Source organism: Mycobacterium sp. 29Ha (assembly GCF_032883055.1).
Classification (GTDB): domain Bacteria; phylum Actinomycetota; class Actinomycetes; order Mycobacteriales; family Mycobacteriaceae; genus Mycobacterium; species Mycobacterium gallinarum.
Map to the genome: position 1 here is coordinate 524,589 of NZ_JAMQTI010000001.1, position 9,493 is coordinate 534,081.

The 9,493-nt window shown below is 66.2% G+C and carries 8 protein-coding genes and 1 tRNA gene; 6 read left to right on the forward strand and 3 right to left on the reverse strand.

The genetic code is table 11. From position 1 onward, the window contains the following. The first annotated feature begins 7 nt into the window (after positions 1-7). On the forward strand, positions 8-1,459 hold the full coding sequence (locus M1248_RS02495) for a glycine--tRNA ligase (RefSeq protein WP_163729543.1): 1,452 nt from the start codon (positions 8-10) through the stop codon (positions 1,457-1,459). On the opposite strand, the gene M1248_RS02500 is transcribed toward M1248_RS02495, so the two are convergent. Further along, a complete protein-coding gene (locus M1248_RS02500) occupies positions 1,456-3,456 on the reverse strand; it encodes a TPM domain-containing protein (protein WP_317147444.1) in 2,001 nt (666 codons plus the stop codon). The two genes, M1248_RS02495 and M1248_RS02500, sit on opposite strands and share 4 nt — an antisense overlap. A gap of 38 nt (positions 3,457-3,494) precedes the next feature. On the opposite strand from M1248_RS02500, the gene M1248_RS02505 reads away from it, so the two are divergent. The 3 genes from M1248_RS02505 (at position 3,495) to M1248_RS02515 (ending at position 7,128) form a co-directional block, all read left to right on the forward strand. Further along, a complete protein-coding gene (locus M1248_RS02505) occupies positions 3,495-4,772 on the forward strand; it encodes a deoxyguanosinetriphosphate triphosphohydrolase (RefSeq protein ID WP_317147445.1) in 1,278 nt (425 codons plus the stop codon). 40 nt (positions 4,773-4,812) lie between these two features. Next, positions 4,813-6,750, forward strand: coding sequence for a DNA primase (gene dnaG / locus M1248_RS02510; protein WP_163729537.1), 1,938 nt, complete (start codon positions 4,813-4,815; stop codon positions 6,748-6,750). Between the two features lie 66 nt (positions 6,751-6,816). Next, positions 6,817-7,128, forward strand: coding sequence for a hypothetical protein (locus M1248_RS02515; RefSeq protein ID WP_317147446.1), 312 nt, complete (start codon positions 6,817-6,819; stop codon positions 7,126-7,128). Here M1248_RS02515 and M1248_RS02520 read toward each other — a convergent pair whose 3' ends face one another. Continuing rightward, the gene (locus M1248_RS02520; RefSeq protein ID WP_163729533.1) at positions 7,129-7,383 is read right to left on the reverse strand and encodes a hypothetical protein; all 255 of its coding nucleotides are present in this window, start codon (positions 7,381-7,383) and stop codon (positions 7,129-7,131) included. A 148-nt stretch (positions 7,384-7,531) separates the two neighbouring features. On the opposite strand from M1248_RS02520, the gene M1248_RS02525 reads away from it, so the two are divergent. After that, positions 7,532-7,604: transfer RNA gene (locus M1248_RS02525), tRNA-Asn, on the forward strand. A 90-nt stretch (positions 7,605-7,694) separates the two neighbouring features. Here M1248_RS02525 and M1248_RS02530 read toward each other — a convergent pair. Then, positions 7,695-8,501, reverse strand: coding sequence for a hypothetical protein (locus tag M1248_RS02530; protein ID WP_317147447.1), 807 nt, complete (start codon positions 8,499-8,501; stop codon positions 7,695-7,697). 203 nt (positions 8,502-8,704) lie between these two features. On the opposite strand from M1248_RS02530, the gene M1248_RS33310 reads away from it, so the two are divergent. Continuing rightward, positions 8,705-9,205: a translation initiation factor IF-2 N-terminal domain-containing protein gene (locus M1248_RS33310; protein WP_410506605.1), complete on the forward strand. Its 501-nt coding sequence runs from the start codon at positions 8,705-8,707 to the stop codon at positions 9,203-9,205. The last annotated feature ends 288 nt before the right edge of the window (positions 9,206-9,493 follow it).

The following is a 9,493-nucleotide window of genomic DNA, read 5'->3' on the forward strand; positions in this document are numbered from 1 at the left end:
AGAATACATGCAGACTTCCGCATGTCAACCGTGTGCGCGCTTCTCGCTAGGGTGTTATCCCGTGGCTTCCATCATCGACACCGTCGCCAACCTCGCCAAGCGTCGTGGACTCGTCTTCCAGTCCGGCGAGATCTATGGAGGCACCAAGTCGGCGTGGGATTACGGCCCACTCGGAGTGGAGCTCAAGGAGAACATCAAGCGCCAGTGGTGGCGTTCGGTCGTCACCGGTCGCGACGACGTCGTCGGCTTGGACAGCGCGATCATCCTGCCCCGCGAGGTGTGGGTGGCCTCGGGGCACGTCGAGGTGTTCAACGACCCGCTCGTCGAGTGCCTGAACTGCCACAAGCGCCACCGTCAGGACCACATGCAGGAGGCGTACGCCGAGAAGAAGGGGACGCGCGACACCGCCGTTGATCCAGACACCGTGCCGATGTCGGAGATCGCGTGCCCGGACTGCGGCACCAAGGGGCAGTGGACCGAGCCGCGCGACTTCAACATGATGCTCAAGACCTACCTCGGCCCGATCGAGACCGAGGAGGGCCTGCACTATCTGCGTCCAGAGACTGCGCAGGGCATTTTCGTCAACTTCGCGAACGTCGTCACCACCGCGCGGAAGAAGCCGCCGTTCGGCATCGGCCAGATCGGCAAGAGCTTCCGCAACGAGATCACGCCGGGCAACTTCATCTTCCGCACCCGCGAGTTCGAACAGATGGAGATGGAGTTCTTCGTCGAACCCGACAGCGCCCCCGAATGGCACCAGTACTGGATCGACACGCGGCTGCAGTGGTACGTCGATCTCGGCATCGACCGCGACAACCTGCGGCTCTACGAGCATCCGAAGGAGAAGCTGTCGCACTACAGCGACAGAACCGTCGACATCGAGTACAAGTTCGGCTTCCAGGGCAACCCGTGGGGTGAGCTCGAAGGTGTGGCGAACCGGACCAACTTCGACTTGTCCACGCACTCAAAGCATTCCGGCGTTGATCTGTCGTTCTACGACCAGGCGACCGAAACCAGGTACGTGCCCTACGTCATCGAACCCGCAGCCGGCCTGACGCGGTCGCTGATGGCGTTCCTGGTCGATGCGTATCGCGAGGACGAGGCGCCCAACGCCAAGGGCGGTGTGGACAAGCGCACCGTGCTCCGACTCGATCCGCGGTTGGCTCCGGTCAAGGCCGCGGTGCTGCCGCTGTCACGCAACGAGCAGCTGTCGCCGAAGGCGCGTGATCTCGCCGCCGAGCTCCGCAAGTCCTGGAACGTCGAGTTCGACGATGCGGGCGCCATCGGACGGCGCTACCGCCGCCAGGACGAGATCGGCACACCGTTCTGCGTGACGGTCGACTTCGACACACTCGAGGACCAGGCCGTGACGATCCGCGAACGCGATGCCATGACTCAGGAGCGCGTGGCACTCGATGCCGTCAGCGACTACCTCGCTATCCGGCTCAAGGGCGCCTAGAAGCGGCCGCCGCCGCCGAACATCCCGCCGCCGCCGGAGCCGCCGAACGAACCGGGGCCGAAGCCGCCGCCGCCGAAGCCGCCACGCATGCCTCCGCTGAGGATGTTGCCGATGAGGATGCCGCCGATCATCGCGCCGATATTGCCCCCACCGCCACCGCGACCGCCGAACGGACCACCCGGACCCATATACGAGCGTTGCGCGTTCTGCAGATCGGCGGTGGCCAGGGTCTGGGCCTGTGACGCCAGCATCGCTGCGCCGTTGGCGTGCGCGATGGCTTCGGCGGGATCGGTCGGCCCCTTCTGCTCGGCGGCGCCAAGGTGCCGGACGGCCTCGGCCAGCCGGGTGCGGGCCTCCGGACCGACGATGCCACGGCGTGTATCGATAAAATCCGACACCGATCTGATCCGCGACCGCGCGGTGAACAGCGCCTCGTCCAACGCCCTGTTGAGTCGCTCGGCCGCTTCCCGCTCCTCCTCAACAGCAGCCAGCAGCCGGTCCAGATCCGCGTCGGCTTTGGTCAGTTCGGTGAAAGAACCCAGCGGGTCAACCGATTTCGATCGCTGCGCAGTGGCCACCGCGACGGCCGCCGCGTCGCGGGCCTCGGCAAGTTGGGCGGCTTGCGGCGCGTTGCCCTTTTGTAGCAGGGCACCAGCCTGCTTGATGCCGTTCTGAATGTCTTCGATCGCCGACGGCAGCGTGGCGACCGCTCGGCGGATATCGCTGGCAGCGCTGTCCACCGCGTCCAGCAGCCCGCGTGCCTGGGCCAAGGCGGACTCGGCCGCGCGGACGCTTTCGACGAGTTCGGTCTGGCGCCCTGCCACCGGCCGGAGGGCGAGATCACGCCCGCGGGTGATGCTTTCGTCGGCGAAGGTCAGCAGCTCCTTGGCCGCGTCGACGTTGCCGGCCACCGAGCTCAGCGCCGTCGCGTCGAACTCGCTGTGCAGTTGCGCGAGCTTCTGCCCAGACGAGTCGAGCCGGGCGGTGATGTCGACCACCTGTTGGGTCATCGCGTCGAGCCGGGATGGCGCGTTGATCACCAGGTTCCGCAGATCGGCGAAGGCGCCTTGCTGCGCGTCCAACTCACGATCGGCCTTGGCGGCGGCGACCACGACACGAGTCAGCAAGTCGCGACGCTGCGCCGGCGTCTCCGGGATGGCGTCGTCGAGGATCTGACGGACGTTGAACGCTTGGGCGAGAGTCGTCTTCGCGTTGCCGACCGCACGCGTGAACGGCTCGGTCCGGTCCGTGCCGAACTCCTCGACGGCCAGTTCGAGTTCGTGCTCGCTGGTGCGCACGGCGTTGTCGACCTCGACCACCATTGCCCGTGACAGGTCGTCGAGGGCATCGAGCGACACCGCCGACAGTGCGTACGGATCCGCGGGATCGATTCGGCGTGCCGCGGCGAACTCGGCTTCGCGACGCTTGTGCCGTCGTCGTCGTTGCCAGAGCATCAACAGCACGACCGCAAGTGCGATCGCCCCCAGCGCCACCGCCAACCCGACCCAGCTGATACGCGCGCCCGAGCCCGAGGACTGAGCGAGCCCGTCGGCCGCCCCCACCGCCGCTCCAGTCCAGTCGTTTTGGCGAAGGGCGGGCTCGATGTCGTTGCGCCGCACGCTTTCCACCCGGCTGGAGCTCAGCTCAGTGGCGCTGTCGGGCACAAGGAAGGCATACGCACGGTCGACTGTGGCCACCGCTAGCAGCGCGTCGAAATCGCCGAGGTCGCTGGTCCGCATCGTGTTGCGCGCCCAGGCTTCCGCTGACTGTCCAGAGAACGACTCGACGTAAACGACCCACAACCGGGTCTTGCTACTGGCGTACAACTCGTCGACCGCCGATGTCACCTGTGCCAAGCCGGCGTTGTCGAGGACGCCCGCTCGGTCGGTGACATATCCCGGGAGGCGGAACGGGGCCTCAGCGGACGCCGACGGCGCAAGAAGCGCACCGGCGACGATCGTCGCGAGCAGGAGGGTCAGCAAGCGGGCGATGCGCATGGTCGCCAATCTAGTGCGCGGCACGGCCGCACCGGTTGATGCTGGCAGACTGTGCGGCGGTGGCAGCGAATCAGGATCTCTACGACAAGTTCGACCGCGAGCGGCTGGTGGTCGAGCCGCCGAAAGCTGCCGCGTTGCCGGGCACCGACACCGAGCACCGCACCGATTTCGCGCGCGACCGCGCCCGGGTGCTGCATTGCGCCGCGCTACGTAGGCTGGCCGACAAGACCCAGGTGGTGGGGCCGCGCCAAGGGGAGACTCCGCGCACCAGGTTGACCCATTCGTTGGAGGTGGCGCAGATCGGCCGCGGTATGGCCATCGGTCTGGGCTGCGACCCCGACCTCGTCGACATGGCCGGGCTGGCCCACGACATCGGCCATCCCCCGTACGGTCACAACGGCGAACGCGCCCTCGACGAGATCGCCGCGGAATGTGGCGGCTTCGAGGCGAATGCGCAGAACTTCCGTATCCTGACCCGGCTGGAACCCAAAGTTCTTGGCCCGCAAGGTCACAGCGCCGGATTGAACCTCACTCGCGCGGGGCTGGATGCGGTGACGAAGTATCCGTGGCGCCGCGGCGGTCAGCGGCGCAAGTTCGGGTTTTACGAGGACGACGCGGCCGCCGCGGACTGGCTGCGCTCGGGTGTGCCGGAGGAAAAGCCGTGCCTGGAGGCGCAGGTCATGGACTGGGCCGACGACGTGGCCTATTCGGTGCACGACGTCGAGGACGGTGTCGTCTCGGGCCGGATCGACATGCGGGTGCTGGCCGACGACGACGCGGCCACTGTGCTGGGGCGCCTCGGCGAATCGAGCGGGATGGGGGCCGGACTGCGCTCCGACGATCTGGTGGCCGCCGCAGGCCGGCTGTCGAATCTGCCCGTCGTCGCGGCCGTCGGCAAGTACGACGGCACATTGGCCGCGTCGGTCGCGCTCAAGCGACTGACCAGTGAACTGGTCGGACGATTCGCGTCCGCGGCCATCGCGGCGACCAGGGAGGTGGCCGGAACGGGGCCGCTGGTGCGGTACCGGGCCGAGCTTCGGGTGCCGGGGCTGGTCAGGGCAGAGGTGGCGGTGCTCAAGATCTTGGCGCTGCAGTTCATCATGTCCGATCCACGGCACCTGGAACTCCAAGCACAACAGCGCGAACGCGTGCACCGCGTCGTGGAGTGGACGCTGGCCGGCGCACCCGCCACGCTCGATCCGATCTTCGTCCCGGCGTACAACGCCGCCGAGTCCGACGGCGCCCGGATGAGGGTCGTCATCGACCAGGTCGCTTCATTCACCGAGGGTCGATTGGAGCGCTTGGAACCGGCCTAAGCCTGATCGCGCGCGACGCCGGGCGCTCTAGACTGGCCCGGTGGCCGGCCGCATCCCCGATCGTGACATCGCGGCCATCCGTGAACGCGTACGCATCGAGGAGGTCGTCGGCGACTACGTGCAGTTGCGCCGGGCGGGTGCGGACTCGCTGAAGGGCCTCTGCCCGTTCCACGACGAGAAGTCTCCGTCGTTTCATGTGCGGCCCAACCACGGGCACTTCCACTGCTTCGGCTGCGGCGAGGGTGGCGACGTCTATGCCTTCGTCCAGAAGATCGAGCACGTCAGCTTCGTCGAGGCCGTCGAACTGCTGGCCGACCGCGTCGGCTACACCGTCACCTACACCGGCGGCTCGACGACCAACGTGCAACGCGACCGCGGCAGTCGCAGCCGGCTGCTGGCGGCCAACGCCGCCGCCCAGGAGTTCTACGCCGAGGCGCTGAAGTCCGACGAGGCCGCACCGGCGCGCGAGTACCTGATCGAGCGCAACTTCGACGCCGACGCCGCGGCGAGGTTCGGCTGCGGTTTCGCCCCGTCGGGGTGGGAGACGCTGACAAAGCACTTGATGCGCAAGGGTTTTGAGTTCAAGGAGCTGGAGGCCGCGGGCCTGTCTCGCGAGGGCCGACGCGGCCCGATGGATCGCTTCCACCGTCGCCTGCTGTGGCCGATCCGCGCCAGCGGTGGGGAAGTGATCGGCTTCGGCGCCCGCCGGATCTTCGACGACGACCAGATGGAAGCGAAGTACATCAACACCCCGGAGACCGTGCTGTACAAGAAGTCGTCGGTGTTGTTCGGCCTCGATCTGGCCAAACGCGACATCGCCAAGGGACACCAGGCGGTCGTGGTCGAGGGCTACACCGACGTGATGGCGATGCACCTGTCCGGCGTGACGACGGCCGTCGCCTCCTGTGGCACCGCCTTCGGTGACGAGCACTTGGCGATGTTGCGGCGACTCATGATGGACGACAACTTCTTTCGCGGTGAGCTGATCTACGTTTTCGACGGTGACGCCGCAGGACGCGCCGCGGCGGTTAAGGCGTTCGAGGGTGAACAGAATCTCGCCGGGCAGTCGTTCGTCGCGGTGGCCTCAGAAGAGAAATTGGCCGGGATGGATCCGTGTGACATCCGGCTCCATTTCGGCGACGGGGCATTGCGGGATCTGGTGGCGCGACGCACGCCGCTGTTCGAGTTCGCCATTCGCACGGCCCTTGCCGACCATGACCTCGACAGCGCCGAAGGCCGGGTGAACGCCTTGCGGCAATGCGTGCCGATGGTCGCCGGCATCAAGGACAGCATGTTGCGCGACGAATACGCGCGCCGCGTGGCGGGCTGGGTCGGTTGGGCCGACGTCGCGCAGGTGATCGGCAGGGTGCGCGAGGAAGCGCAGAAGCGCGGTATGCCCGAGCGCGGTGGTCGGCGCCGCGCGGCTGCGGCAGAACACGGCGCACCACGGCAGGCGCGTCCTGCTGTGCCCAAGGCAGAGCGTCCCGATCCGGCCGATCCGACGCTGTGGCCGCAGCGCGAGGCGCTCAAGTCGGCGCTGCAACACCCGGCGCTGGCCGGTCCGGTGTTCGACTCGCTGACCGTCGAGAGCTTCACCCACCCCGGTTATGCCGCGGTCCGAAAGGCGATCGACGCCGCAGGGGGTGTGGCTGCGGGGCAGTCCGGCGGGCAGTGGATAGATGCGGTGCGCGGACATGCGGGGTCCGAGGCAGCCGCGGGCCTGGTCAACGAGCTCGGCGTGGAAACCATCAATGTCGACGACGACGAGAAGATGCGGCGCTACATCGCCGGAGTAATGGCGAGGCTGCAGGAAGTGTGGGTCGGACGGCAGATCGCCGAGGTCAAATCCAAGCTGCAGCGCATGTCGCCGGTTGAGCAGGGCGACGAGTATCACGCTCTGTTCGGGGACCTGGTCGCCATGGAGGCCTATCGCCGCAGCCTGCTGGAACAGGCCAGCGGCGACGACCTCACTGCGTGACACCGCGTAACGCGATAGGGTAGGCGCGCGATCAACCGTCGGGGAACGGTTAAGAAAGGCTCATTCGTGACATCGACCAAGAACCAGGCACGTCGGCTCATTGCCGTAGGTGCGTTGGCGGTCGCCGCCGTCGCGGCGCCCTTCGCAGCGTCCGCGCTGACAAGCGATGCGATTGAGAGTGTGGCACTGCCTCCCGGCTGTCTGGCGTGGTTCGGCAACGCGGAAGATGGCAAGTGCCTGGGTTACTCCAACGGCAACGGAGTGAACATCGGTACCCCGGAATTCGGGTTCGAAGGCGGCAACGGATCGAACGGCGCGGGCTTCTCCACCGGCCCCCTGATCCCGGGCCGCACCATCACCGAGCCATACGCGCCCTAACTAGCGCTGCCGGCCCTTCGGCACGGCCTCCGGCCCGATCACGGTCGTTCCATGGTCGATCTCTGACAGCGTGACCAAATGTGGGTCCGGTGACACCCGATCCGCGATCTTGCGACGCCCCGCATCGATCACCGCTTTGGCGGCCGGGCTCTCGGTGACCGCCCGGTATGTCCCGGCAATCTGTTCATACCGGCGTCGGCCCGCCTTCGTACCCAACACGTAGCCGACAGCCAGTACGGCGACATACCGGATCACTAGACCCCTCCCGGACGACGGTGCGATTCCACCATCCTGCCTCACATCCCTGGGTGCGTGTGGGGCGGAGGCGCATTGGCGATGCGAGCGGGAGGTGCGCTAGAGTCATGCCTCGGCCCGCGCTGATGAACACGTCGCGGGTGAGCCGTCCCCTGTAGCTCAACTGGCAGAGCATTCGGCTGTTAACCGAAGGGTTGCTGGTTCGAGTCCAGCCGGGGGAGCAAGCATTTATCCAGGTCAGAGTCTATTTCTGCCCTCACCCGCCCACGGTCATGCTATCTGCGTGCTGGCCGGCCTCGCGTCGACAGTTGTCAATCAGCGTCGCTTCGCCGCGCTGAGCGGTCCTGATGCGGTGTCCTCCAGACCGCCGGATCGAGCGCGGCAAGGCCGGCGGTGGTTAGGTCATCGGGAATGGGCACGCCCACGTCCGAAACCCGTACATCTAGGGTCTCGTCGCGGCTGGTTGCGGATACCACAACGCTTTCGGTGAGTACTCCGTCGTCTACGGTCAGCAAGCCCTTCTCGATCAGCCCCATCAGCATGATGTGGGTGTAGATCACCCGGTCGCAGATACGAGCGATGCCAGGTGCGGCGGCGTAGTACCGCTGGTCGATGCTCAGGTCGCGGATGACCGGTGACCTCGGCGACTTGGCGTGGATCACGTCGCCGTACAGCCAGGCGTACATCAGCTTGCGGTCGGTGGTCGTGCCGCTGGGCACGGCCACCCAATACGCCTGGGCCGGTAAGTTGGCGTCAATCACGCTCTGCCAGTATCCGTGCCACCAAGCCAGGTCGATCTCGTCGTTGAGCCTGTCCGATCCGACCAGTCCCGTCAGCGCGTTGAGCGCGTTCGCATAGTAGATCGGTTCACCGCTCAAGATCAGCGGGCGCACCCGGCTGGCCAGCGACTCCAATGCCTCCTCGGGTGGATACTCCGCTCGCAGTCGATGGTTTTCCTCGCCGGTCTTGGTGTTGACCGTGACCGTGATGGTGATCTGCCCTTTGTGCAGCTTGCTCATCAACGCCGCCTGCTCGCGGATGAGCGAGTGCGCCATCACCCGTCGAGCGCGGAGGATGAAACCCTCGATGACAGCTCTTGATGGCGGTTTCGGGGCCATGACCTGCACTGTACGACCGCACACCGACTGAGCGGCGATGCCACCGCGGTTGACGACGCGGACACCGACCGACGGGGGTATTTGCGGCCTCTCGCCTCTACGTCGAAGGGACTGTCGGAGACATGGCCCATACGATTGCTCATACGCTGAAGTTGCCGTGCCGATTTCATCGCCAAATGGCGCACAGATAAAGGGGGTGGGCGATGAACGGCAAAGCACGAGTCGATGAGCTTGCAAGAGAATTACGAGTACCGGTCAAGGACGTGTTGTCCCGGCTCAACGCTCAGGGCGTGATCGTTCGGTCAGGTTCGTCAACCGTTTCAGTACGGGTTGCACGCTGGCTTCGTGATTCCTATCGGCTTCGTGGCGAGGTGAAGCCTGCGTCTTCGGCTGCCGCTCAAGAGTCAGCACTCAACAGACAGAGATCGCGGCCGCAAAAGAGCGCACGAGCGCGAGGCAGACCAAGGAAGCGGTCGAACAAACGGCGATGGCGGAGCAACGAGCGGATCACCGAGCCCGGGCGCCGCGAATGGGTCCCCGACCCCGAGGTGCTGCGCAAGCTCCTTGAGCAAGGGGGCGGGTTCGGTCGTTCGCGTCCCAAGACTGAAGCGGAGAAGGCTTCTGATGACGCGGCCAGAGAAAGGATGCGGTCTTACAAGCCCAGCACCTGGAAACTGGGCCGATCACCCGGCAGCTATCGCTGACACTTCGGAACTGGTGTCGTCTACGCATCGCGAGGGTGGCGGATGTAACGGGCGAGAAGGTCTGGCGGCTGGCCATCTTCGTCGTCGACCTCGAACGACGCGCCAACAATAGCGGGTTGGCGACGGCGGAGAGTGCAGACGCAGCACGTTCGTGAGCTCGGTCAAGGGATTCGCCACTGTCCGCTGTAATGTCACCGCTCTGATTTAACCTCCCCCTATGGGGGAGTTCGACGCTCTGTACGCCACCCTGGACGGTGAGTCGCAGAAGCGTGGCCGCCAGTTCGAGCA

Coding starts and splice junctions, on each gene's coding strand:
- M1248_RS02495 (WP_163729543.1), top strand. CDS start 8: ATGCAGACTTCCGCATGTCAACCGTGTGCGCGCTTCTCGCTAGGGTGT.
- M1248_RS02500 (WP_317147444.1), bottom strand. CDS start 3,456: ATGCGCATCGCCCGCTTGCTGACCCTCCTGCTCGCGACGATCGTCGCC.
- M1248_RS02505 (WP_317147445.1), top strand. CDS start 3,495: ATGCTGGCAGACTGTGCGGCGGTGGCAGCGAATCAGGATCTCTACGAC.
- M1248_RS02530 (WP_317147447.1), bottom strand. CDS start 8,501: ATGGCCCCGAAACCGCCATCAAGAGCTGTCATCGAGGGTTTCATCCTC.
- M1248_RS33310 (WP_410506605.1), top strand. CDS start 8,705: ATGAACGGCAAAGCACGAGTCGATGAGCTTGCAAGAGAATTACGAGTA.